Here is a 22,853-nt window from a genome sequence, read left to right on the forward strand (position 1 = left end):
AAAGGGCTCGTAGGAGAGCTCCGCGATGATGGCCAGCTCGTGCTCGATCTGGGCGCGCACCTTGTCCGGCAGTCCACCCGGAAAGCGCGTCAGGGTGCCGGCGTAGGTGAGCTTGCGCAGGTGCGAGGCGGGTGTCTCGCCCTCGGGCACGATCTCCTGCGGATACTCGTAGCGCAGCTCCTCCAGGTTGAAGGTGCACAGGCCCGCGATCCGCACGCTCTGCTTCAGCCACGCGGGCGGGAACAGGTCGGGCAGCACCGAGCGCGCGCGCAGGTACTGCTGCGCGTTGGCGAGCAAGTCGAAACCACAGTCCGCCACCGTCTTGCCGAGCCGCACCGCGGTCAGCACGTCCTGCACGGGCTTGCGGCTTTGCGTGTGCATCAGCACGCCACCGGTGGCGACGATCGGCACCCCGGCCTGGGCGGACGCCTGTTCTGCGATCCAGAGGCGGAGGTCATCGTCCATCCCCATCGGACGGCTGCAGGCGATCCAGGCGCGTTCGCCGAACCATGTGCGCAGCCACATGGCCTGGGCGAAGAGGCTTTCCACCGTGGCCTCGGGAGCGGGCAGGAGGAGGGCGATGCAGCCGCCCATGCCGGCCAGGTGCGGGGCCTTGGGTGCCTTGCCCTCCACATCGGCCACCAGCGCCTTGTAAAGGCCCTTGGCGGCCCGGCGGCGTGCCAGGGTGATCAACTCGCACAGGTTGCCGTAGCCACGGCGATCCTGCGCCAGGAACACGATGCGTGCAAATTCGGTGTCGCTCCCGGTGGTAAGCAGCATCTCGCTGCCAACGATGAAGTGCAAGCCGCACTCGCGCGCCTCGAGATGCGCGCGCACCACGCCGGATACGGAGCACTCATCGGTCAGGGCAAGCGCGGTGTAGTGCTTCTCTGCGGCGCGCCGGACCAGCTCCTCTGGCATCGAGGCACCGACCAGAAAGGTGAAATTCGAGCGGCAATGCAGCTCGGCATAAGCGGGTGGTACAGGCGAGTCAGACGGGATCACTGAGCACGGACAAAGGGCTAAGACTTAACTGTACATACATCCAGTAACTTTGTATGATGCGGCCATGGACGAATTTCTCGATCCCGATCGGCGGCAGCAGCAGGAGCAGTTGTGGATCGGCGCCTGTGCGCATCAGCTGCAGTGGCGCTGGCGCACCGTGGATCCCGACGAGCTCGAAGCCGTGGCCGCCGCACTGGCACGCGACCCGGTGTTGCGCGCGCTGTCGCCGATGGAAGCGACGGTGCAATGGCTGCGCCCCATCGGCAGCGACCCGACACGGCACTGACGCGCCGGGCGGGCCATTTCGGGAGTCTTTGCGGCGCTGCCGGTCCCGCCCCAAGCTTTGCATGCTCGCCATGTGCTTTGGCCATGCGCGAAACTTTTAGCCTCCAGCAATCGTCTCACCCCGGCGCGAACGAACACCCCGGCCTATGGCCGCCGCCGCAGGGGTCAGTTGGCATTCTTCCCATCGCGCGGGACATGAGAGCATGCTGTTGCCCCCAAATCAAGTTTCCCCGATGTCACACGGACGAACCCACGTCGCTGAACAGATTGAAGTCTTGGACCAGGTTGGCAAGCGCCACGTCGTATTGCGGTATGGCCCACGCGGCGCGAGCAGCATCGCCGCGGGCGAGCCGTCCAAAGACGAGACTTCCTTCGCGGAGTACAGGCTGTCGACAGGAAAAGTTGTCGACAGAACGGGGCCAGAGACGTTTCGCAGCGCCGACGGGCGATTGGAATTCAGGGTCAGGTAGCGCGCCGCCGACAGTCCTGCTGCGCAGCGCGATAGCGGTGGCTACGTCGCTGGTTGTCAGGCAGTGTCTCCACGTCGGGGCTGTCTGCGTCACCGTGGACTGCAAACACAGGTAAGGCTTTTATCTGACGTCGATCCGGCGCAACCAGGATCAACATGAACGAATGCTTAAAGCACTTGTGCTCCTTCTTGGTCCGCTGACCACGACTGCGTTGGTATCTGCTTTTGGCTGGCCGACGATTCCCTGGTTGGTTGTACTATCGGCGGCGACATTGATGTCGAGCGAAGAGGGCGCCCCCGATCGGCGCCAGTGGCATTCGTCTGCGGCTTTGGCGGCCGTGCCAGACGCAAAGAGCTCTATCGCTTACCGATGATTCGCAAAATTCGACCGCTGCGCCGATTGGCCATCCATGTCGAGGAGCCGAGACGTGGTGCCTTTCAATGGATCTTGAGCGAAGTCGCTGCAACATCCACGCTCGTTGAAGTCGAGCGCGCGAAGGTTCGTGCGAAGACGTACCGTCGGGCGATGGCCGATGGTTTGCGCGCACTGCAGGCGCTGGTGGAGGACCTGGACATCGGTCCGCGCTCGCAGCCGGATGCCGAGCGAGTGCACTCCGCCCCTGCTTCGCAAGAACCCGAGTCGCCGGACGATTCAGTTGCCGTCGCGCCGCAAGCGCATTCCACGTCCGAAGCCAGACACAAGGCCACGGCCTTCGGGTTCGGACTGCCCTCCTGATCCCCTTACGCATCAAGGACCATCCCCATGGCCGCAGGCAGCAGAACTCTCTGGAAAGGCGCCATCACCTTCGGCCTCGTGCACATCCCGGTCGGGCTGCACACGGCCGCCATCGAGGAAGGAGTGGACTTCGACTGGCTGGACAAGCGCAGCATGGATCCCGTGGGCTACAAGCGGATCAACAAGAAGACCGGCAAGGAAATCACCAAGGAGAACATCGTCAAGGGGGTCGAGTACGAAGACGGGAAGTACGTGATCATCTCGCCGGAGGAGATCGAGGCCGTTTATCCGCGGACCACGCAGACGATCGAGATCCAGCGTTTCATCGAGTCGAGCGAGATTCCCTTTGTCTATCTCGAGCGTCCCTACTATGTCGCTCCCGTCAACAAGGGCCAGAAGGTCTACGCGCTGCTGCGCGAGGCGCTCATCAAGACGGGCAAGGTGGGCCTGGCCAAGGTGGTGATCGCCACCAAGCAGCACCTCGCGGTCCTGGTCCCTTCGGGCCCGGCCCTGGTGCTGAACCTTCTGCGCTGGGGCGACGAAGTGAAATCGCTCGCGGACCTGGACCTGGACCTGCCGGCGGCAGGCGTCAAGGGCGCCAAGGGCGCCAAGGTCACGCCAGCGGAGATGAAGATGGCCGAGCGCTTGATCGATGAGATGTCCGGACGGTGGGAGCCGGCGGATTTCAAGGACGAATTCAAGCATGCGGTGATGAAAATCGTCGAGAAAAAGGTGAAAGCGGGGGACACTGAAACGGTCATCGAGCCCGAAGAGGAAGCACCCCAGGAGAATGCCAACGTGATCGATCTGACCGAACTGCTGCAACGCAGCCTGAAGGGCAGCAAGGCGGGCGCGGCACGGAAGGGCGAAGAGGTAGAGTCCAAGCCTGCATCCGCCGCGGGGAAGTCGGCGAAGGCTACCGCGAAAAAAACCTCCGCCAGGAAGTCGGCGTCACCCGCGAAGCGCCGGGCGTGAGGGGAGGTGGATCGCGACAATCTCACGTGACACGCCGTCTAAGTGGGACCTCCTTCGTGAAAACCAAACCTCGTCAATCCGATCTGGCTTCGATTCCGGCGCAGCCCGCGCCGGCCCGCCGAAGGCGCAAGACGCGAACCCCCGCGTCGCGGCGGCGCTTGATGTTGATCGACTACCAGACCTGGATCGACCTGACGGCGAATATCGGACGCACTTCTGGGGCGGCCGAACAGCAGCGAGCGGCACCATCGAGGCCGTGATCGCCAATCGACATTCATGAGAGCAGCGCGACGGGCGCCTGGCTGTCAGCGCCACTTGCCGGCCGCACAGATTTGGGCGCTGCCTACAGCGTCGCCGGGACCACCGCAGTAGTCTGAGCACTCCCATCGCAGACGGAGACTTCGATGAGCGACGACACCACAAAGACCGGCCAAGACCGCAAGCTGATCAGCCTGAAGGAAGACTACGAGCTTCGCGACTGGTGCAAAAGCCTGGGCTGCACGCCGGAGCAACTCAGGGCCGCCGTGAAGGCCGTTGGCAACTCGGCCGATGCGGTGCGCCAACACCTGGCCCAGAAATAGGCAGCGCGGCGTTGCCGCAGCGCCGTGGCTCAAAAGCGCATCGACCCGCTGGCGCGCTACTGGGCCAAGCGCGACTTCGGCATCACGGCCGAGCCGCGCGGCGAACATCGCCAGGGTGCCCTGACCTTCGTGGTCCAGAAGCACGCGGCGAGCCGGCTGCACTATGACTTCCGTCTCGAGCTCGACGGGGTCCTGGTCTCCTGGGCGGTGCCCAAGGGACCGAGCTTCGACCCGAGCGACAAGCGCATGGCCATACACGTGGCAGACCATCCACTGTCCTATGGTTCCTTCGAAGGCACGATCCCGCCGAAGCAGTACGGCGCGGGAGAGGTCATCGTGTGGGATCGTGGAACGTGGGAGCCGGTCGGCGATCCGCGCGACGGCTTGGCCGTGGGCAAGGTGCTCTTCAAACTGCACGGTGAGAAGCTGCACGGCCTCTGGGAGCTCGTGAAGATCGCCAAGGGCGGCGAGAAGCAGGAACCCTGGATTCTGTTCAAGAAGCGGGACGCGTTTGCGCGCCCAAAGGCCGAGTACGACGTGGTGATGGCGCTGCCCGACAGCGTCATCACCAAGCCCTCGACGGTACGCGGCAAGAAGAAGCCCGTGAGATTCGCTTCGGCTGTGCCTTCGCTGGCAGAGAGAGTGGGGGAAGGGGCAAGGGCAAGGGCAAGGGCAAGGGCAAGGGCAGGGGCAGGGGCAGGGGCAGGGGAGGGGGAGGGCATCAGCGCGCAGGCAGCGGGTGCCGTCAAGGCAGCGCTGCCCGAGAAGCTCACGCCGCAGCTTGCAACACTCGCCGCCGGCGTGCCACGTGCCGGTGAATGGATCTACGAGATCAAGTTCGATGGCTACCGCCTCATGGCACGCATCGACAACGGCCACGCGCGTTTGATCACGCGCGGAGGCCACGACTGGTCGTCGAAGATGCCGACCTTGATCGGCGAACTTGAGCAGTTGGGCATGACCTCCGGCTTCCTTGACGGCGAAATCGTGGTGTTGGGGCCAACTGGCTCGCCCGACTTCAACGCGCTGCAGAATGCCTTCGACCGCGGGCGCGGCGCCGACCAGATCGTGTTCTTCCTGTTCGACGTCCCGTTCTTCGAGGGGTATGACCTGCGCGCTGTCACGCAGCGCGAGCGCCGCGCATTGCTCAAGGCCTTCCTCGACGAAAACGCAACCGAGCACGTGCGCTACAGCGCGGACTTCGAAGGCGATCCGGCGTCGATCCTTGCCTCGCCTTGTCGCCTGAAACTCGAAGGGCTCATCGCCAAGCGTGCGGATGCACCATACGTCTCGCGCCGATCCGACGCCTGGCTCAAGCTCAAATGCAAGCTGCGACAGGAATTCGTCGTGGCCGGCTACACCGAGCGCAGCGACAACGCGGCGCAGGTGGGGAGCCTGCTCCTCGGCGTCCACGCGCCCGACGGCAAGCTGGTTGCCGCGAGAAGCGTCGGCACTGGCTGGGACGTGCAGACGGCGCGCGAATTGAAGGACAAGCTCGCGCCGCTGCAGATCAAGACCTCGCCGTTCGCTGCCGGGCCCGCCAAGCCAGGGCGATGGTCTCGGCGTGTCGCCCACGCCGAGCGGTGGGTCGAGCCCAAGCTCGTGGCCGAGGTGGCCTTTGCCGAATGAACACCGGACGGCCAGGTCCGCCATGCGTCGTACCTGGGCCTGCGCAGCGACAAACCGGCGCGCCTCATCGTGCGCGAGACGGCGAAGTTCGTCGACAACACGGCCGCTGCGACATCGCCTGGCCAGAAAGCGAAGGGCAAGCCATCTTCCGTCGGGATCAGGGTCAGCAACGCGGATCGCGTTATCGATGCCTCCACCGGACTCACCAAGCTGGACCTCGTGCGCTACTACGAGTCGGTGTCCGACTTCATCCTGCCGCACCTCAAGGGGCGACCGGTGTCGCTGGTGCGTGGCCCCCAGGGCGTTGCCGGCCAGCTTTTCTTCCAGAAGCACGGCGAGAAGATCGGCATCCCCGGCATCCCCGGCATCACGGAGCTGGACGCGTCGTTGTGGCCCGGCCATGCTTCGCTGCTCGAGGTCGCGAACGCCCAGGCGCTCGCCAGTGCGGCGCAACTCAACGTCATCGAGTTCCACACCTGGAACTCCACCAAGAAGGCCATTGACCAGCCCGACCGCATGATCTTCGATCTCGACCCTGGCGAGGGCACGTCGTGGGCACATGTGCAGGAGGCGGCGGTCCTCACGCATGACCTGCTGCACGAACTGGGGCTGAAGTCTTGGTTGAAAACCAGCGGCGGCAAGGAGCTGCATGTGGTGGTGCCGCTGGCACCGCGCGTGGACTACGACGCTGTCAATGCATTTTCCAAGGCGATCGTCCAGCATCTGGCGAAGACCATCCCGTCGCGCTTCGTCGCCAAGAGCGGGCCCGCTAATCGCGTGGGGAAGCTCTTCGTGGACTATCTCCGCAATGGCCATGGGGCCACGACTGCGGTGGCGTTCTCGGCTCGCGCGCGGCCGGGTCTCGGCGTCTCCATGCCCATTGCATGGGAGGAGCTGCAGCATCTGACGAGTGGCGCGCAATGGACCATTGCCACCGCGCGAGAACATTTGTCGTTCCAGAAGGTCGACCCTTGGGCCGACTACTGGAAGGCGAAACAGTCCCTGGTCAAGCCCATGCGTGTCCTCGGGTTCAAGGTCTGACATATCGGCTGCGGTGGTGCGGGCCTCGACTCGGCAATACCAAATGGGAGCACGAGGACCCGAAACGAGAGTGACAGCACGGCGGCGCAGTCAAAGGGCGCCATGCACGCACAACAAAGTACCGATCCAATGACCTGGCACGCGATCATGTGCAGGCACGCTTGTTGCGAATGAGATCGTGTCGCCCGCCGATGGATAAAGTTTGTCCGCTTGTGGTGCATCGCATGTCTCCTCCACCTTTGCTTGGTGGAATTAGCCCTCAAGGCTCTCGGCTTTGGGGGTTCTTTTTTGCATGACCTCTTCGATGAGGTGAACGCTGTTTCGCGCATGCCGAATCAGTTCTTGCCCTCCAACGGATGAGGTCGCCGCCGGACTCAGCGCATGGCCATGAGTAGCCACCGCCATGTGGCAGGGGCCAGGGCATGCGCGCTTTAGCGTCGGCGCTGTGAAGTCCACGGTAGGCGATCGATCAAACACGTCCTTGCCGAGCGGACTCAACCGGGACCTTCAACCTTCGGCCCGGCGCAGTCACAATGATGAAGATGTCATCCACCCCAAGCTCCGAACACTTGCAGAGATCCAGCGGCGCGCAGTCGCGCATGGCAACTGATGCCTCCAGTTTGATGGAATCGCTGTCGGCAAGCGGATATACGAACCTGCGCATGCTCAGAGGGAAGTTGTGCGCTGTGAAGCGTTTCAACTTCACCACTGCGATCGTCGTTGGAATGGATGTTGTCGGCCACGAGCGGCGTTATTGCTATGAACACCGCTTGGAGGCTCAGGCCGCTCTACTGGAGTGGGATGGCGATGGCCATCCCTCAGGGCCATGGATCAAGTGCAAGGGTGCAGGCGTTGACCTGTTGAACCCAGCATTCTGCTGAGTGCTCACCAGGCGGCGCGGCGCCGACTCGCCCCGTCGTCTACTGCGATGAGCCGTCCGCGCCTGGGGCTGCGCGCGCCGCGTCGATGCCATCGTGGGTCAGCCGGATGACCCATGCGGGGCCGGAATGAGTGCTCGTCGCTTCATCGTACGGCGGCAGGATCGCCTGCAGCAACCCCGCGTCGCACAGTAGGCGGACCATCTCGATGGATCCGTCGTCCTCGCCGGTCGCAGGCCGCGGCGCCGCATCCAGACGCATCAGGAAACGGATGAGCTTGGTTGGGATGGCCCTGGTCCGCGCAGTCGTTGTCAGTTGCTTCCACTTCGTTGATCGCCGGATCACCTCTACGCGATGCGGATCGGCGCGGCAGACATGTCGGCGTCAACCCCGCTCGTGCTGCCGGTTGAGGTTGAGGGCAGTGGCAACTGCTTCGGGCGCATCACGGGAAACGGCGGCAGCCCCGCCAGAATATCGCGCCCATAGCGCATCGTCACCAGGCGCGTGTCGCAGATGGTGACCACGGCCCGGTCGGTCACGGTGCGCACCCCATGACCTGCCCACTGGGCCAGCTTCATTGCGGCGCGCGGCACGGCGATCTCGGCGAACGCATCACGCCCCTGACCATGGAGCCATTCGGCCAGTGCTTCTTCCACGGGCGAGGTGGGCGGGGTAAAGGGAAGCTTGTCGATCACCACGTGCTCACACAGCCGACCGGGCAGGTCGATGCCTTCGCCGAAAGACTGCAGGCCGAAGAGGATGCTGCGCTGGCCGCGCTCGACGCGACGACCGTGCTCGGCGAGGAGCTCGGTGCGCGAGCGTTCGCCCTGCATCAGAACTTGTGCCGCCAGATCTTCCGGCAAGGCCGCGTGGCAGGCCAGCATCTGGCGCCTGGAGGTGAACAGCACGAGCTGGCCATGCCGGTGCTCGCGCAGCAGCGTGGGCAACATGCGGCACAGCTCTTCTGAAAAATCTGCACTCTTCGGAGAGTGGGTCATCGGTGCGATGCGCAGTTCTCCCTGACGCCGGTAGTCGAACGGCGACGCGACCACCATGACGCGCCGTTCCGGAAAGCGGTTCATCCCGCTCAGGCGGTCGAAGAAATCGAAGCGTCCGCACGCGGTCAGCGTGGCGGAAGTGCAGACGGCTGCGCACACGTTCTTCCACAAGCCACGCGACAGCGACTGGGCGGGCGTCATCGGGCTCGCGCACAGCCAGGCGTCGACGTGGCCCGGGTCTGGGAGGGCCGGCAGTGCGTGCGTGCCGCCCATGGCCCGGGTGGTTGCGGGCAGGCTTGCCGGGGAGGGTGGCGCATGTTCCAGCCATTTGGCCCACGCCACGACATCGTGCGTGGCCCAGGCGCTGCACAGCCGTTGCAGGGCCAGGAGCCGGGACAGGTGCGCTCCCAGCTCCACGCCGACGCGCAGTTGCTCGTCGCGCTCCGCAGGGGAGCGCGATTCGTCGGGCTCCTTCAACGCGCTGGCGATGAGTTCCACCACCGCCGCGACCGCGCCGAGCAGCGTTGCCAGTTGCTCGCATTCCGGAATGAGTGCCTCGGGAATCCGCCCCTGGAGAAACCGGTGAACCGGCTTGGCGGCGCTCACCAGCTGGTTGTCGGTCCAGTACGCCTCCAGCAGGCCGAGCTTGTCCGTGCATTCGGTGATGGCTTGCCCGAAGGCCGTCAGATCGGGACGGGTAGAGGCCGGCAGGTCCCGGCTGTGGCGGTTGGCCAGCGCGCGCAGGCTGGCCAGCAAGCTGATGCTGGCGCCGAGCCGGACACGGCAGGCGAACTGTTCCCCGGCAATGCCGGGGAGGTGATGCGCTTCATCGAACACGAACAGCGTGTTGGCCGGATCGACCAGCGCGCTGTCCGTTTGCAGCGCCGCCAGGATCAGTGCGTGGTTGGCGACCTGGATCGTCGCCGCAGCCGCGCGGCGGCGCGCCTTGAAGAAGGCGCAGGTCCTGAAGTGCTCGCATTGGCCGCCGTTGCAGGCGCTGCCACTGGCCTGGATCCTTTGCCAGTCCTGCGGGTCGGGCTGTTGCGCCAGGCTGTCCATGTCGCCGTCCCATTTGCCGCTGCGAAACGACTTGGCGACCTTTGCGTACCAGCGCTTCGCCTGGTCCGCATCGCGCGGGGCGCTGCGGCGCGGCGAGCCCGGACCATTGGATGCCGCCTGCGATCCCTCGTCGAGCAGGCCGTCCTGGGCGACATCGTTCAGCACGCCGTCCAGGCGGCTTTCGCAGACGTAGCGGCCCCGGCCCTTGAGCAGTTCGAAGCGCAGGTCCGGGATCACCTCCGCCAATCGCGGCAGGTCCTTGAAGAACAGCTGCTCCTGCAGCGCCACGGTGGCGGTGGAGACAATGACGGGCTTGTCCAGCAGTTCCGACGCCACGATCGCTGCGAGGCAATACGCCACGGTCTTCCCGGTTCCCGTGCCGGCCTCGAGCAAAGCCAGGTGATGCCCAGGGCGGACCTCGCCCTCGGGCAGGCTGGCACTCAGAAAGGTCAGCAGCGCCGCGTGCATCATCTGGCGCTGGCCGGGCGTGCGATGAAGCCAGGCCATGCCCTGGCCACCTCGCCGTAGAGGAACTCCACGCGCTCACGTGCCTTGTCGAGCAACTCGCCAGCGATGGGGAGTGCTTCCTCCGACGCGCCAGACGCCTTGACTGATCGACGTGTGTGCGTTGGCGCGGAGGAGCCCATGTGACCAATTATCGATCGCGGCATCAGCACCAGATCTGGGCTTGGAGGTGTTCGAGTGCTGCTTCACAACTCCGGCCGCAACAACGGTTGCCAGCGCAAAAGGAATGCGTCAGATTCGTCGCATCCGAGAACGCGCCGGGCGTCGGCCAAGGATCTCGCGCTTTCAGGCCGACGGGTTCGCGCGCACGATGTGTGGACAGCGGGCTGACGCGATAGCATCAAAAAGCCAGCGGCAGCCCGACACGAGTTGCGATCATTTGACTGCAGAGGTCAATGCGGCTCGCGAGTCGGAGTTTGATATTCGTCATGGACGAGAGGCGGCGGGCGCAGTCGCAGCGCTCGCGCCGCGAACTGGCGACCCTGCGCTTCCCGCCATTGCGCCTCTTGATTCATATCCGCAATCGCGCTTGCCTTGTGGGCGCGGCCGATCATGGGAAGGTGGACCGCAGGACCTCCTGAAGCTGGCGTACGGAGGGCAGCTTGCCCTTCATTTCGGCCGGCAGTTTGCCTTGGAGCTGGTACTCTGCCACGCCAATCGGATTGGTCTTGCTCTTCAACGCAAACTCGACCTCCAGGTTATCCTTCTCGGCACACAGGATGATTCCGATCGACGGGGCATCGTCGGGGGCACGTTCCTTTTCGTTGAGCAGGTTCAAGTAGAAATCCATTTTTCCGGCGAACTCAGGTTCGAAGGGCCCCATCTTCAATTCGACTGCCACCAGCGCCTTGAGAAAGCGGTGATAGAAAAGCAGGTCAATAAAGTATTCCTTGCGACCCAAGGTGAGCCGGTACTGGCGCCCGACGAAGCAGAACCCGTAGCCCAGTTCGAGAATGAAGTCGCGCAGCCGAGCGATCAGCTGGTTCTCCAGCTCACGCTCCTTGATCTCCCGCCGGATGCCCAGGAACTCCAGGTTGTAGCTGCTCTTGAGTGCCTCCTCGGCCTGTTCGGCAAAGTGCTCGGGCAGGGCGAGGGCGAAGTTGTGCACCTTGCCTTCGGCTAGCGACCTCTCGAAGGCCTGAGCTTTGATCTGGTTGATGAGCACGTTTCGGCTCCATCCAAAGCGCGCGGTGGCTTGCAGGTAATACAGCCGACGCGCGGGATCGTCTATCTTGGACAGCAGATTGACGTGGTGGCCCCAAGGTACCCCCTCCACCATTTCTCGCACAGCCTGTGCGAGTTGATGCTCATCGACCGCAGCGAGGGCTTTCGCGCTGCGCGTACGCTTGGACAGGCGCTCCCTTTCTCGCACAAGCTGTGCGAGAAACTCAGGCGCACTGTAGGCCTGGTGAAACTGGCGCATCCGCCAGAGGCTGGCGGCAGAGAAGCCAGTCGTCCCGGGAAACGACATCTTGAGATCACGCGCGAGTCGATCCACGACACCGTCACCCCATCCGCGGGTCGCCTGTTGCTCGCGAATGGCACGCCCGATGTCCCAATACAACGCTACCAACTCAGCGTTGACAGCGCGCGCGGCAGACAACCGCGCACCATTGATGCGACGTTTCAGATCATCGATGAAGCGGGAGTAGTTGAACAGGGTGGGAGCGGAGGTAGGCACCCGGAAAATGTAATGCCATACGGATAGTGAAGTACGCAACGATCGTCTCGGTGTCGACGCGTGTGTTGCGGCGCGCTGGAACGGCATCCGCCCGCCGGCGAATTGCCACTTTGGGCGCCCATCTGAAACTCGGGATGCTCTGCCCGGTTGGACAACGGCCGCTCTCCTGGTGGACGTCGCGACTCATGCATGGAGCGCAACGGGCCCTCCCGGCTGCGCCGGTCCGAAAGCTTGGCAGGGCCGGACTGCCGTGCGGCCGGAGGGCAGGGGGAGGGGCATCCTGTCGTTCCTCAATGACGGGTATCGAGGTAGGGCACGACGAAGCCTTTCGACGACGTGGTCGATGACCCGCACGCCAATCCTCTTCAGCGCCTCAGCCAGCGTCGGCGCTGCCGCCGTGCGCAGACTAGCGACGCAGATGGTGGGGATGCTCGATCGTGCCTCCGACAAGCTCGATGAAGCGCTGGCACGCCTGGCAAACGTAGGCGCGAGAACCGCGCCTCGTATCGTAGTGCTGGCCGACAACAGCCTGGCTCCAGCGAACGCCGCGCGCGCCGATGGCGTGCAGGTAAGCGCCAATGTTCTCTTCCGCGTGCGGGCCCTTCTTCATCCCCCGCAATGCAGGGCGCCACGCGCACGTCCCAAAGCCTGAGCAGTTCAAGTTGAGCTGACGTGAATCCCTGGCGCGCGGATGAGTTGATGCCGGCCACGAAGAACACTTCGTGCTGGTCTCCAACCGTGAGTTCCGCCTGGACGATCTGCACTGTCGCACCGCGCTGCTGCCCGCGACCCTTGATGACATTCGCATAGTGAGACAGCGCACCGGGCTTTCCGAGTGACGAATTGAGCTTCGACAGCTGAACCATTGCAAGATTGTTGCTCGGACCTGATCCAGTGGAATCCACAAGAGGAGGGGCCTGAAAACGCCCCTCGGAAAGCGCGCCATGAATGCCTTTCACGTTTGAAAGTCGTCTCATTGACTCCGGCTGAATGTCCGGTGAGCGTCGCGCTCGCGGGTTCGCGCGACCGGCTGGATCCGCGCACTTCGTGACCCACAGGCATTGGTAGAGAGGTGCAGGGCGTCTCCGGCTGCGCCGGCCGGGCTGCTCCAGGTTCGCGCCGTCGCGCTCATCCCTTCGGGACGGCCTGCGGCCGCCTTGCGTATCCCTGACGCAGAAGAGCGATAGCAAAGACATCCGGGGTGTCTGTTGAGGGCGGGGGAGGGCTTGCCTGTGAGCCCTCACGCTACCCCATCGTTCTCGCGTTCAAGGCCCTGCGCGCGCTACGCGTGCTCGGCGCGTGCCGCGCGCCTGCGGCGACCTTGAGCGCTGCGCTGCGACGGGGTGATCCGGGGCCACGCAGGCAATCCCGCCTGTGTCGTCCACAGGAGTTCACCATGACTGCTTCCGCCGCTTCTTCCGATCTCAGCATTCGCCAGCAACGCATTGTCGACGCACTGCGTCCCTTCTTCGGCGCCGAAGCCGATGCGCTCTACGAGGCCAACGGCCGTTCGTTGCAGAAGCTCGCCTACAGCGCGCGTCAATCGGCGCTGCCCAGCTTTCATCGCCTTGCGACGGGCCTCGCTCTGGCGCAGGAACTGCTCTGCGAAGAGCTGACCACGCGCTCGGTGTTCGACACGCCGACAGCCGTGGCGGACTTCCTCAAGCTGCACTTCGCAGGCCAGCCGCACGAAAGCTTCGTGGTCCTCTTCCTGGACTCGCGCCATTCGCTGATCGCGTTCGAGGAGTTGTTCCGCGGCACGCTGAGCCAGACCAGCGTCTACCCGCGCGAGGTGCTCAAGCGCGCGCTGCATCACGACGCCGCCGCATTGATCATCGCGCACAACCACCCGTCGGGTTCGACCGATCCGTCGCGTGCGGACGAGTTGCTGACGCAGACACTCAAGGCCGCGCTGACATTGATCGACGTGCGGGTGCTCGACCACATCGTCGTGGCCGGCGGACGCTCGAAGTCTTTCGCGGAGAGCGGGCTGCTGTAGCAGCGCGGGGCTTCGGCCCCTTTTTTTCCATTTCGCGTGTCCAGCGCACTGCGTGCGGTGCATCGGTCAGCGCGGCCGGTACTGGGGTACCGGCGACGAATCGTTGGCTGTTCCACCTTGAAGCGATCGCCGCATCGCGGCGTCAAGGACTGGAGACTCGCCGCGGGGCCTGCCGCGGCAAGTCATCAATTGACCCTGCATGGCGCGCTGGGCGCGCTGGGCTTTGATCAGGCCGCGCGCCGCGCGGCCGTCCCTCGCATCGATGGGTGTTTGAGCCTCCGCACGGCGGAGGACGACCGGGTCGCGGCCCTGCGGCCGCGGCGCTGACAGAGGGTGGCACGCGTGGGGGCACGCATGGCTGTCGTGGGGCACGCCGGTGGATCTGCTTTCAAAGCCACCTCTTCATCGACGCATAGCTCGCACGGGCCGCTGTCCAGGGCAAGGGCTGCGCCACCGTCCTCACCCGGTCCTCGCTTCACTCGGCTGCGGCCTCCGGGCGGTCCCCGGACATCGGCCCTTGCTGCTCGCTTTCCATGCGCCGAGGCGGCTCCGAAAGCAGATCTTCCACCGACGCGGCACACCCCGCAGAAAGGACCCACCATGCGTGCACTTGAATCCTCCCGTCAGCGCGATGCGTACAGCCGCAACAGCCGCGACATCCCGAACAGCCAGGCTGCCACGGGCTTTCCCCCCGTACCCCCCGAGGACTCACCCAAAGCAGGCCTTGTTGAAGACAGGAAGCCGGCCGGTCAGGGCAAGGGGCGCATGGATGTGCGGCAGGCGATCACGGACCGCATCATCGCGATGCTGGAGAAGGGCGGCAACGTGTTCCGGGAGCGCTGGACGCATGGCGCCTCGCGCGGCATGCCGCGCAATGGCAAGACCGGTGCGCCGTACCACGGCGCCAACGTGCTGCTGCTGTGGGACGCCGCCATCGAGCACGGCTACGCGTCCAACGTGTGGCTGACCTACAAGCAGGCGGCCAGCATGGGCGCGCAAGTGCGCAGGGGCGAACGTGCGGTGCTGTGCGCGCACTTCGAACGCAAAGCGTCGGGCCATCAGAACGATTCCGACAGGGACGCCGGCGGAATCGGCGAGTCCCATGGAGAAGGGGAGGGCGGTGCAGGCGATAGCGCCAATGGTGGCAATAGCGGCAATAGCGGCAATGCCGGCCGCTCCAGCATGCTGCTTTGCATGCCGTTCTGGCTCTTCAACGTGGCCCAGATCGATGGTCTGCCAGCGCCCGCGCCGCACGAGTTGCAAGAACGCAAGGCGTGGGCGGACCGCTCGCCGATCGAAGGTGCCATGCGCTTCATCGGCGGCTGCCAAGCCAGGATCGAGCACCGCTACCTGCGCGCGGCCTACTCCCCGGGTGCCGATCGCATCCTGATGCCCGATATCGAGTGCTTCACCAGTCCCGAGGCCTACTGCGCGACCGCTCTTCATGAACTGGTCCATTGGACGGGACATGAAACGCGCCTGAACCGCAGCTTCGGACAACGCTTCGGCGATGCGGCCTATGCGTTCGAGGAATTGGTGGCAGAACTCGGCTGCGCCTTCGTGCTCGGCCATATCGGACTCGTGGATGCCACCATCGAAGGACATGCCGCCTATCTGGACAGTTGGCTGCAGGTGCTGCGCAACGACCGCACGGCCATCTTCACGGCCGCGCGCCACGCGGGCGAAGCGTACGAATTCATATTGGCGCGAGAGTTGCCATAGCCGGACAGCGAGGGCTAATTGCTGGCTATTGTTCTGCCTTCGGGCCGATTGTGAATTAACGTGCCAGGTATTGAGACTCGGCCAATTACTGTCCTACGCAGAAAGTCATTAGACTTGCGCACCTTCAACCTTCTGTTTCCTCATGACCAAGACACACGCTCAACTGCTGCGCGAAATTGCCGTCCTTCAGGCTGCTGCCGACAAACAGCGGGGCATTGAGTCCCAGGGCGCTGTTGCCAGGATCAACGACTTGATCGCCAAATTCGGACTCTCCGCAGCGGATCTCAAGTTCGCCTCCGGCGCGGCTGACAGCGTGCCGACCCAGCACGCTGCCGTTTCGAAGCGCGCGGCGAAGAAGGCGAGCGCGACCCTGCCCGCTGCTGCAGAGAGTGCCGCGAAATACAGCGACGGCCAAGGCAACCAGTGGGGAGGCCGCGGCCCGCGGCCCGCCTGGTTGCGCGCGGCGCTGGAAGCCGGAAAGACTCTCGAAAGCTTCCTGACCAGTGCGACTCCGACGCCGGACGCACCCGCATCGGCAGTCGCCGCTCGCGTGCCGAAGGCTGCTGCAAAGAAGTCGACTGGCAATGCATCGAGCGTCGCCGCATCCGCAACGCCGTCGATTGAGGCCGCTGCGTCCAAGAAGGTTGCGACCAAAAAGCCAGCGGCGAAGAAAGCCGCCGCAAAGAAGGCCGCCGCAAAGAAGGCCGCCGCCGAATCGAGCGCCGCCGCGGCGCCGACCGCGGCCGCGGCCAAGACTGAAACGAAGGCTCCGGTCCAGAAGGCCGTCGCGAAGAAGGTCGCCGTGAAGAAGTCCGCGGCCAAGAAGACGCTTGCCGAGAAGGTCGGGGCAAGTACCCAGGACGCCGGCGCCAAGACCGCGGCAAAGAAGGTGGTCAAGACCGTTGCGAAGAAGGCAGCCAGGAAAGCTGCATCGAAGAATGCAGCAGCGCGCAAGGTTGCGGCTTCGAAGAAGTCATTGCCGGCACGCAAGATTGCGTCGGCCGCAACGACTGCTGCCGCAGTCTTGCCCGAAACCGCGGAAGCCACGCTTCCTGTTTCGCCCGCGGCGGAAGCTTCCATTGCAGTTTGATCCCGTGTCTTGACCTTCGGTGAGACTGCTCGGTGTTCGTAAAGATAAGCGCGCAGTCGCTCAGCCGACAGGTGCGCCGCGGCTCCTGCCGTGCTCACCAACTCGCGCCGCAGCAGGGCTGCGGCGCTCGACACTCCGGCGCCTGGCTGCGCTACGACGATCGTTGCCACCGGGTTGTCGGCTGGCTTTGCGTTCGCGAGGACATCAAGCCCGACGCATGTGTCGCAGATCCGTTCGCCCTCTTCCGGCGCAAAGCGCCGGGTTGCCGATGCGCACGGCCTTGGCGACCATCATCCGCATGATGTCGGGCAACTCGATACCGCGTGCATTGTCCGCATTGGGCGATACGAACGATCTGGCGGGCGAGCCGGAAGCGGATGATCGCGCTGTTGTCCATCACGGCAGGCTTATAGCGCGCAGCGACTTCTTGCATCAAACAGACAAGTCCCGGTCTGGGTGTTGGGGGTGGCCTTGCTGTTCCCTGCAGCGTGCCACGTCGTGCTCGCCTTCAAGGTCTGCGCGCACAGCGTGCGCTTGCGGCCTGCGGCCGTCTTCGAACCTTGACCGCTTGCGCTGCGACGTGACCTCCGACGGTCTCGGGCAATCCCGCCCGCAACCGTTCCAGGAGTTCATCATGATTGCATCCTTCATCTCCGACGCGCAGCGCGCACTGCTGATCGCCAATGGCCGCAAGGCTCAAGTGCAGGAAGACTTCGATCCGCTGCCGGTCGTCAAGCTTTTCACGCCCGATGCCGGCGCCACCTGGCTGCTCACCGAACTGGATGAAGCCGGCGAAATTGCATTCGGGCTCATGGATCTTGGCCTGGGGTGCCCGGAGCTCGGCTGCGTTGAGCTCTCTGCGCTCGATGCGTTGCGGGGTCTGATGAACCGTCCCATCCAGCAGGACCTGCATTTCCGTGCGGACAAGCCCTTGAGTGCCTACGCTCACGAAGCCAGGCTGCAGGGGCGCATCCAGGCGTAGCCGCAAAGCCGCCGGTGCTGCGCCGCCGGCCTGCGCCGGCGGCCTTCAGCGACCCTCGCCTGACCCCGTGTCGGGGTCCGGGACGGGCCGCGAAGCGCCTGCGGCGCGACCGCTTCTACGAACCCCCGCGGAGTCGCGCATGTTCGGCTTCACGCAGGCTGTGCGCCGCGCGCGCGAGCGCGTAGTCGGCGTAGAGCTTGTCGACAGCCTGGATCCATGCATCGAAGGCGGCTTCCTGCGTATCCTCTGCCGCGTCCCGGCTGTCGCCGTTGCCGGCGACAAGCTGCCGATGCGAGGCTGGCGCCTCGCCGGCCTGGTCGCCATTCTGGGGCTGTGGGTGCCGGCGCGGAAAGGGCGGCACGGTCATGCCTGCCTTTCGAAGAATCACTGCTTTCTGTTCCGTGCTCAGCATGTCCTGGCCCTTGCAAGTGCTGTTCCAGCTCTCAGCCTGGATGCGGGGATCAGGATGGATCTTGATTGTGATCTTGCGAAGGAGGTAGCGCTGGTCTTTCACGGCACTTGATAGCGATTGCTGCTGTTCACTCGCACCTTGATCCCCGATACCCTGGGCGCCCCACCGGCTTCGCCGCTGTCGGGCTGCTCCAGGTTCGCGCCTTCGCGCTCATCCCCTTCGGGGACTGGCTGCGCCAGCCTTGCGCATCCCTGGCGCAGCGGACTGCGTCCGCTCGGACTTCCCTGATCAGACCTGTCCTGCGGCAGGTCGAGGCGCTCGCCGCGCGGCGGTCGGGCTTCGCGTCGGCCTCGGGCGGTTCTGCCGTTCTCCTGTGCCTTTCGCCTTGTCCGGTGACTCTGCGCCCGCGCGGCCGGGGGACCGGCTGCGCCTGCAAGGGGGTTTTCATAAAGCTTCGCTTTACAAACCTTCCCCCTTGCTCCCCCGTCCCCGCCGTCGCTGTCGTTCACCGGGCGAAAGACTCAGGAGAACGGCGGCCAGTTCCGGGCAGGAGGCCGATGCGAACCCCAACCCTTCATTGAAGGGCTCGAGATCTAGGAGCCCGGCATCTCTCTTTTTGTTCTTCAACTTCAACTGCAAAGGAAACTGAAATGACCGCCATTGCCAAGCCCGCGAAGAAGGTTGTGCCGCGTGTGAGCGCGTCCGCCAGGAAGGTCGGCGTTGCGGCTGCCGTCGATGCGTCGAGCGCGCAGCGCAAGGAGCCGATGGGTCGCGACGTGCTGGTGCCATTGGACAAGCTCACCCTCAGCGATGCCAATGTGCGCAAGGTCCATCACGAGGACGGCCTGCTCGAACTGGCCGCGCTGATCGAATCCCAGGGGTTGCTCCAGCGCCTGAGCATCGTGGCGCTGGGAGACGACCGCTTCGGCGTGGTCGCAGGTGGACGGCGACTGCGTGCGATGCAACTGCTCGTGGCCGCTGCTCGCTGGCCTGCCGATCAACCGATCGAATGCAAGCTGTACGCGCAGGGGCAAGCCGTCCAGGTGTCGCTCGCCGAGAACTCGGGCCGCGAAGCCATGCATCCGGCGGACCAGATGGAATCCTTCCGACGCCTGATCGAGGATGGCCTTACCGTCGCGCAGGTGGCCGCGCGCTTCGGCGTCTCGCCCCTGACCGTGGAGCGCCGCCTCAAGCTCGCACGGCTCGCCCCGCGCTTCCTCGACCTTTACCGCGCCGATGAGATCGAAGCCGATCAACTGCAGGCGCTGGCCCTGATCGACGACCCCGCCTCACAAGAGGCCGTCTGGGACGGACTCAGCCCCTACGATCGCAGCGCATGGCGCATCCGGAACGCGGTGACCGAAGAAGCCTGCAGTGCGGACAGCCGGCTTGCGCGCTTCGTCGGCCTCGACGCCTACGAAGCCGAAGGGGGCAGCGTGCGGCGCGACCTGTTCTCCTCGCCCGAGGAACTCTCAGGCATCTACCTCGACAACCCGACCATGCTGCAGGCACTGGCCATGGACAAGTTGCGCGGCATCGAACTCATCGTCAAGGAGGAGGGCTGGTCGTGGGTGGCATGTTCTCTCGAGTCCGACATGAGTGCATGGCGGCGCTACCGTCGCGAAGACCAGAGCGAGCGCGAGCCGACCTCCGAGGAAGCCGAGACGATCGAGCGACTGGCTGCCGAGCAGCGCCAGCACGCCGACGCCTATGAGCGGCATCAGGACGAAGGCGATCCCGAGGCTGACGACTACGAACGCATCGAGCAGCAGCTATGCGACGCGCTCGACCAGGCTGAAGAAGATCTGATGGCCGCGCGGGCTGCACTGCGGCACTGGGCCCCCGGGCAACTGGCACGGGCCGGCGCCCTGGTGCGGCTTGACCACCGCGGCGAGATCGTGATCGAGCGGGGTCTGGTGCGGCCGGAAGATCGCAAGGCGACGACCAGCGCATCGAGTGACATCACCCGTGCCGATCCGGAAGCGGCAGAACCGCCGGAACCTGCAGAACAGGCTTCAACCCGGCCGGAATTCAGCGAGAAGCTCATGCGCGACCTGACAGCGCACCGCACGGCGGCCCTTCAAGCAGCATTGATGCAGAACCCGCAGCTGGCACTCGTCACGCTGGTGCACCGGATGGCAGAGACCGTCTTCAGCCTGTACGGCAGCGGCGACGACATCGTCAAGGTTGCAGTTCGCGTGACCGGCGACGGCACCCTCGCAGGAGAAGCCAGCGAATACGCCGAGAGTCCCGCCGCCACCCTGCTCGGCGAAGCGGAAACGATGTGGGGCGACCGGCTTCCCGGCAACCCTGCCGGGCTATTCCGTTGGCTGCTCGCGCAGCCACAGGACACACTGCTCGAACTCCTGGCCTACTGCACCGCGCGCAGTGTGAACGCCATCGCTGCACGCACCCGCAGCACCGCCAATCACAGTGATGCGCTCGCGGAGGCGCTGGGCGTCGACCTGGCCGACTGGTGGATTCCCAGCGCAGGCCGTTACCTCAACCACGTCAGCAAGGCCAAGGCACTCGAAGCGGTGAAGGAGGCGACCGGAGTTGATCCGACACAGGCGGCAGTCGGCATGAAAAAGCCGGATCTGGTCAGCTACTGCGCGAGCAAGCTGGAAGGGACGCGATGGGTGCCGGCGCCACTGCGCCGATTAGAAGCGCAGCGCAGTTCCGATGACATCGGGGACCAAGCCCTCTGAGGGAGTCATGGAAACAGGCTGGCGAGGATCTCGGCGGCCTGCTTCGCATTCTTGAGCCTGTTCTTCAGGATTTACTCAGGAGGTCGTTCACCTTGTTGCGGGTCGCCGCGTCCATGGAAGTCCATGCCGACTGAAGCGCGCGGCCAATTCGCGCCTGTTCCATCATCTCGCGCGATCCGATCCAGGCGATGCCCGACACGAAAGCCGCCGACAGCAGGGCGCTGGTGGCGCAGGCCACCCACATCGCGCCGGGCCTGCGCTGCGCCTGGCCCGGCCCTGAATCTGCCTGGAGCTGCAACGCCGCTTCGATACGCGCGGCCGACGCAGTGAGCTTGCGACCGGCTTCCAGCAGCACCGGTTGCGCATCAACCGATTGTTGAACCAGTTGGCCGAGCGTCGTCAGGTCGGCACCCAGTTCCTCGCGCACCTTCGTCAGCGTCTGCGCCGCTTCGTCGGCGCGCTGGAGCAATGGATCAACGTCCTCCAGCAGGATGCGCAGCGCCGCATGCTGCGCGCTCGCGGGGTTCATGCACGTTTCCTGCCACCTGCGGCAGGTTCGGTGTCGTTCGCACTCCGAACGTTGAATAGCATTGCGTGCACACGCGCCAGGTTTTCGTGGGCCGTCACGGCCAGGTCGTGCGTCATCTGGCCGGACATGGCGCGCTCGAGCGCGACCATGTCTCCCGCGCGCTTGGCGTCGCCGCGTGCCGCCCTCCAGTCGGTCGTGCTGCCCGCGAGCTCTCGCATCACCTGTCCCGAGTCCTTGGCCAGCTCATAGACTTCGTTGTGATCGACAACGGCATGCGGTTCGTAGACTGCTTTGCCTTTGCCATCCGCCGCCGCATAGCCCAGCACCTGCGAATAGACGACCTGAATCGGGTCCTGCGTGTCGCTCGCATACTGGTTGAAGATCACCCGGACCTTGCCGCCGTCCAGTCCAAGTTCGTGCAACCAGTCGATGGTCGCAATGGTGTCGAGCTGCTGCTTGAGCGCCGGGACAGTTGGGACGAGCACCCAATCGAACTCCCCGACCGCGCTCGTGAAGCGCTTCATCTCGGTCATGAAACCGGCCACGTTGGAGGCCCCTACATCCACGATGACATCCTCGCCTTGCATGAGCTCCCGCAGGATCTCCTTGAACCGGCTTGCGCCGAGTTCCTCGACATCCAGGCCGGGCATGCGATCGGCCGCGCTCGCATTGATCGACTCCACGCTCAAGATGCGCGCGCGGGGTGAGTACGCGGCCAACAGGTGAATCGCAAGGGTGCTCTTGCCGACATTGCCGGAGAGATTGAGAACACAGATTTTCATGGTCGGTCCTTTCGTCTTTGGTCGCGTTGTTGCTGGCGGTAGAGATCCCGGCCGATCCTGCCGTAGTCTTTTGAATTGGCCACCTCGCGGGCCTGGCGCAACGCGTCCATCACGCGCGTGGCCGAGGACGTACCACTCAAGGTGCGCATCTCGCCGGATTTCTGCGGCACCGAATTCGTCTCCCCCATCCCTGCCTCGAATGCCGGCTCGGCAGCATGTCCGACGCCCAAGGCAGAAACCTTGGGCGTGGTCGTGGTGGCCAACGCCTTGCTCGCTCGCCCGAGCGCGATCCGGTAATTCGTCCAGGTGGTGACGAACCCAGCTGCACCGAGGGTGCCGTGTATGGCCTGATGGGAAAAGCCGGCTCGCAGCGCCGCTGCGATTGCGGGGCAGAGGCGCTGGATGACGGCGGCATCGCTCTTGAGCCCGAGTTTCGTCAACTCCGCGGCTTGCCTCTTGATCGATTCGAGCTCAGACATAGAGTGTGGAATTAAAAGCCAATCAAGCGTACATTGTGTCGCCACGAGGTGATTGTGTCTCTCAAAAGCACACAATGCAAATGTACCGTCTACACTTTGGCTACGAAAAGACTACAGAGTGCCTACATATTCGCTGCAGTAGGAGTACACGATGACTACACTTTGGCTACAGATTTCCTTCGGCCTGCTGTCACGCTCTCGGTCGACCCTTCGGCTCGCCCGAGGGGTCATGCCCACCGACGAGGGCGGTTTGGGGTGCGGCCGTGGGGTCGCCGACCCGCCTAGGGG

18 protein-coding genes and 2 pseudogenes are annotated in these 22,853 nt (G+C 64.6%); 13 read left to right on the top strand and 7 right to left on the bottom strand.

Annotation, left to right across the window (positions count from 1 at the left end):
- Positions 1 to 1,005, bottom strand: a 1,005-nt coding sequence (locus HB681_RS24500; protein WP_213957480.1) for a PHP domain-containing protein, incomplete at its 3' end; no start/stop codon positions are given.
- 64 nt (positions 1,006 to 1,069) lie between these two features.
- Between HB681_RS24500 and HB681_RS24505 the strand changes: the two genes are divergently transcribed.
- The 6 genes and pseudogenes from HB681_RS24505 (at position 1,070) to HB681_RS24535 (ending at position 7,602) form a co-directional block, all read left to right on the top strand.
- Positions 1,070 to 1,291: a hypothetical protein gene (locus HB681_RS24505; protein WP_213957481.1), complete on the top strand. Its 222-nt coding sequence runs from the start codon at positions 1,070 to 1,072 to the stop codon at positions 1,289 to 1,291.
- A 778-nt stretch (positions 1,292 to 2,069) separates the two neighbouring features.
- Entirely contained in the window at positions 2,070 to 2,495 is a 426-nt protein-coding gene (locus HB681_RS24510) for a hypothetical protein (protein ID WP_213957482.1), read from the top strand.
- Between the two features lie 27 nt (positions 2,496 to 2,522).
- Positions 2,523 to 3,470, top strand: a complete 948-nt coding sequence (locus HB681_RS24515) for a Ku protein (protein ID WP_213957483.1) — start codon at positions 2,523 to 2,525, stop codon at positions 3,468 to 3,470.
- Positions 3,471 to 3,874: 404 nt separating this feature from the next.
- On the top strand, positions 3,875 to 4,051 hold the full coding sequence (locus tag HB681_RS24520) for a DUF3606 domain-containing protein (RefSeq protein ID WP_213957484.1): 177 nt from the start codon (positions 3,875 to 3,877) through the stop codon (positions 4,049 to 4,051).
- Positions 4,052 to 4,075: 24 nt separating this feature from the next.
- Positions 4,076 to 6,721 (top strand): annotated as a pseudogene (gene ligD, locus HB681_RS38805) (DNA ligase D).
- 542 nt (positions 6,722 to 7,263) lie between these two features.
- Positions 7,264 to 7,602, top strand: a complete 339-nt coding sequence (locus HB681_RS24535; RefSeq protein ID WP_213957487.1) for a hypothetical protein — start codon at positions 7,264 to 7,266, stop codon at positions 7,600 to 7,602.
- A 39-nt stretch (positions 7,603 to 7,641) separates the two neighbouring features.
- Here the strand turns inward: HB681_RS24535 and HB681_RS24540 are convergent, their stop codons facing one another.
- From HB681_RS24540 to HB681_RS24550, 3 genes are all read right to left on the bottom strand, one after another.
- Positions 7,642 to 7,860, bottom strand: coding sequence for a hypothetical protein (locus tag HB681_RS24540; RefSeq protein WP_213957488.1), 219 nt, complete (start codon positions 7,858 to 7,860; stop codon positions 7,642 to 7,644).
- Positions 7,861 to 7,946: 86 nt separating this feature from the next.
- Positions 7,947 to 10,163 carry a helicase C-terminal domain-containing protein gene (locus tag HB681_RS24545; protein WP_213957489.1) on the bottom strand — a complete coding sequence of 739 codons (2,217 nt, stop codon included), beginning with the start codon at positions 10,161 to 10,163 and terminating at the stop codon, positions 7,947 to 7,949.
- A 568-nt stretch (positions 10,164 to 10,731) separates the two neighbouring features.
- Positions 10,732 to 11,862, bottom strand: coding sequence for a PDDEXK nuclease domain-containing protein (locus tag HB681_RS24550; RefSeq protein WP_345944739.1), 1,131 nt, complete (start codon positions 11,860 to 11,862; stop codon positions 10,732 to 10,734).
- A gap of 343 nt (positions 11,863 to 12,205) precedes the next feature.
- On the opposite strand from HB681_RS24550, the gene HB681_RS24555 reads away from it, so the two are divergent.
- The 7 genes and pseudogenes from HB681_RS24555 (at position 12,206) to HB681_RS24590 (ending at position 20,775) form a co-directional block, all read left to right on the top strand.
- Positions 12,206 to 12,514, top strand: coding sequence for a hypothetical protein (locus HB681_RS24555; RefSeq protein ID WP_213957490.1), 309 nt, complete (start codon positions 12,206 to 12,208; stop codon positions 12,512 to 12,514).
- A 927-nt stretch (positions 12,515 to 13,441) separates the two neighbouring features.
- Positions 13,442 to 13,861: pseudogene (gene radC, locus HB681_RS24560) on the top strand (DNA repair protein RadC); the annotation flags it as partial.
- A 600-nt stretch (positions 13,862 to 14,461) separates the two neighbouring features.
- Positions 14,462 to 15,583 (top strand): zincin-like metallopeptidase domain-containing protein, encoded by a 1,122-nt coding sequence (locus tag HB681_RS24565; RefSeq protein ID WP_256735087.1) that lies wholly within the window; start codon positions 14,462 to 14,464, stop codon positions 15,581 to 15,583.
- A gap of 142 nt (positions 15,584 to 15,725) precedes the next feature.
- Complete coding sequence (locus HB681_RS24570) at positions 15,726 to 16,673, top strand: H-NS histone family protein (RefSeq protein ID WP_213957492.1); 948 nt, start codon at positions 15,726 to 15,728, stop codon at positions 16,671 to 16,673.
- A gap of 634 nt (positions 16,674 to 17,307) precedes the next feature.
- Complete coding sequence (locus HB681_RS24580) at positions 17,308 to 17,655, top strand: DUF2958 domain-containing protein (protein ID WP_213957640.1); 348 nt, start codon at positions 17,308 to 17,310, stop codon at positions 17,653 to 17,655.
- Positions 17,656 to 17,794: 139 nt separating this feature from the next.
- Complete coding sequence (locus HB681_RS24585; protein WP_213957493.1) at positions 17,795 to 18,178, top strand: hypothetical protein; 384 nt, start codon at positions 17,795 to 17,797, stop codon at positions 18,176 to 18,178.
- 539 nt (positions 18,179 to 18,717) lie between these two features.
- Positions 18,718 to 20,775 (top strand): ParB/RepB/Spo0J family partition protein, encoded by a 2,058-nt coding sequence (locus HB681_RS24590; protein ID WP_213957494.1) that lies wholly within the window; start codon positions 18,718 to 18,720, stop codon positions 20,773 to 20,775.
- A gap of 64 nt (positions 20,776 to 20,839) precedes the next feature.
- Here the strand turns inward: HB681_RS24590 and HB681_RS24595 are convergent, their stop codons facing one another.
- Genes HB681_RS24595 through HB681_RS24605 form a run of 3 tightly spaced genes read right to left on the bottom strand, consistent with a single transcriptional unit; the run spans position 20,840 to position 22,565 of the window.
- Complete coding sequence (locus HB681_RS24595; protein ID WP_213957495.1) at positions 20,840 to 21,304, bottom strand: hypothetical protein; 465 nt, start codon at positions 21,302 to 21,304, stop codon at positions 20,840 to 20,842.
- Complete coding sequence (gene stbB / locus HB681_RS24600; RefSeq protein WP_213957496.1) at positions 21,301 to 22,086, bottom strand: StbB family protein; 786 nt, start codon at positions 22,084 to 22,086, stop codon at positions 21,301 to 21,303. The genes HB681_RS24595 and stbB overlap by 4 nt, the downstream gene beginning before the upstream one ends.
- Positions 22,083 to 22,565, bottom strand: coding sequence for a hypothetical protein (locus HB681_RS24605; RefSeq protein ID WP_213957497.1), 483 nt, complete (start codon positions 22,563 to 22,565; stop codon positions 22,083 to 22,085). The genes stbB and HB681_RS24605 overlap by 4 nt, the downstream gene beginning before the upstream one ends.
- Positions 22,566 to 22,853 lie beyond the last annotated feature (288 nt).

This window comes from Variovorax sp. dw_954, assembly GCF_018449755.1.
Classification (GTDB): Bacteria; Pseudomonadota; Gammaproteobacteria; order Burkholderiales; family Burkholderiaceae_C; genus Variovorax.

Excerpts from the sequence above, each read along its gene's own strand:
- HB681_RS24605 (WP_213957497.1), bottom strand. The coding sequence starts at position 22,565 with ATGTCTGAGCTCGAATCGATCAAGAGGCAAGCCGCGGAGTTGACGAAA.
- HB681_RS24520 (WP_213957484.1), top strand. The coding sequence starts at position 3,875 with ATGAGCGACGACACCACAAAGACCGGCCAAGACCGCAAGCTGATCAGC.
- HB681_RS24585 (WP_213957493.1), top strand. The coding sequence starts at position 17,795 with ATGTTCGGCTTCACGCAGGCTGTGCGCCGCGCGCGCGAGCGCGTAGTC.
- HB681_RS24545 (WP_213957489.1), bottom strand. The coding sequence starts at position 10,163 with ATGGCCTGGCTTCATCGCACGCCCGGCCAGCGCCAGATGATGCACGCG.
- stbB (WP_213957496.1), bottom strand. The coding sequence starts at position 22,086 with ATGAAAATCTGTGTTCTCAATCTCTCCGGCAATGTCGGCAAGAGCACC.
- HB681_RS24595 (WP_213957495.1), bottom strand. The coding sequence starts at position 21,304 with ATGAACCCCGCGAGCGCGCAGCATGCGGCGCTGCGCATCCTGCTGGAG.
- HB681_RS24505 (WP_213957481.1), top strand. The coding sequence starts at position 1,070 with ATGGACGAATTTCTCGATCCCGATCGGCGGCAGCAGCAGGAGCAGTTG.
- HB681_RS24555 (WP_213957490.1), top strand. The coding sequence starts at position 12,206 with ATGACCCGCACGCCAATCCTCTTCAGCGCCTCAGCCAGCGTCGGCGCT.
- HB681_RS24580 (WP_213957640.1), top strand. The coding sequence starts at position 17,308 with ATGATTGCATCCTTCATCTCCGACGCGCAGCGCGCACTGCTGATCGCC.
- HB681_RS24535 (WP_213957487.1), top strand. The coding sequence starts at position 7,264 with ATGTCATCCACCCCAAGCTCCGAACACTTGCAGAGATCCAGCGGCGCG.
- HB681_RS24540 (WP_213957488.1), bottom strand. The coding sequence starts at position 7,860 with ATGCGTCTGGATGCGGCGCCGCGGCCTGCGACCGGCGAGGACGACGGA.
- HB681_RS24565 (WP_256735087.1), top strand. The coding sequence starts at position 14,462 with ATGCGTGCACTTGAATCCTCCCGTCAGCGCGATGCGTACAGCCGCAAC.
- HB681_RS24515 (WP_213957483.1), top strand. The coding sequence starts at position 2,523 with ATGGCCGCAGGCAGCAGAACTCTCTGGAAAGGCGCCATCACCTTCGGC.
- HB681_RS24590 (WP_213957494.1), top strand. The coding sequence starts at position 18,718 with ATGACCGCCATTGCCAAGCCCGCGAAGAAGGTTGTGCCGCGTGTGAGC.
- HB681_RS24570 (WP_213957492.1), top strand. The coding sequence starts at position 15,726 with ATGACCAAGACACACGCTCAACTGCTGCGCGAAATTGCCGTCCTTCAG.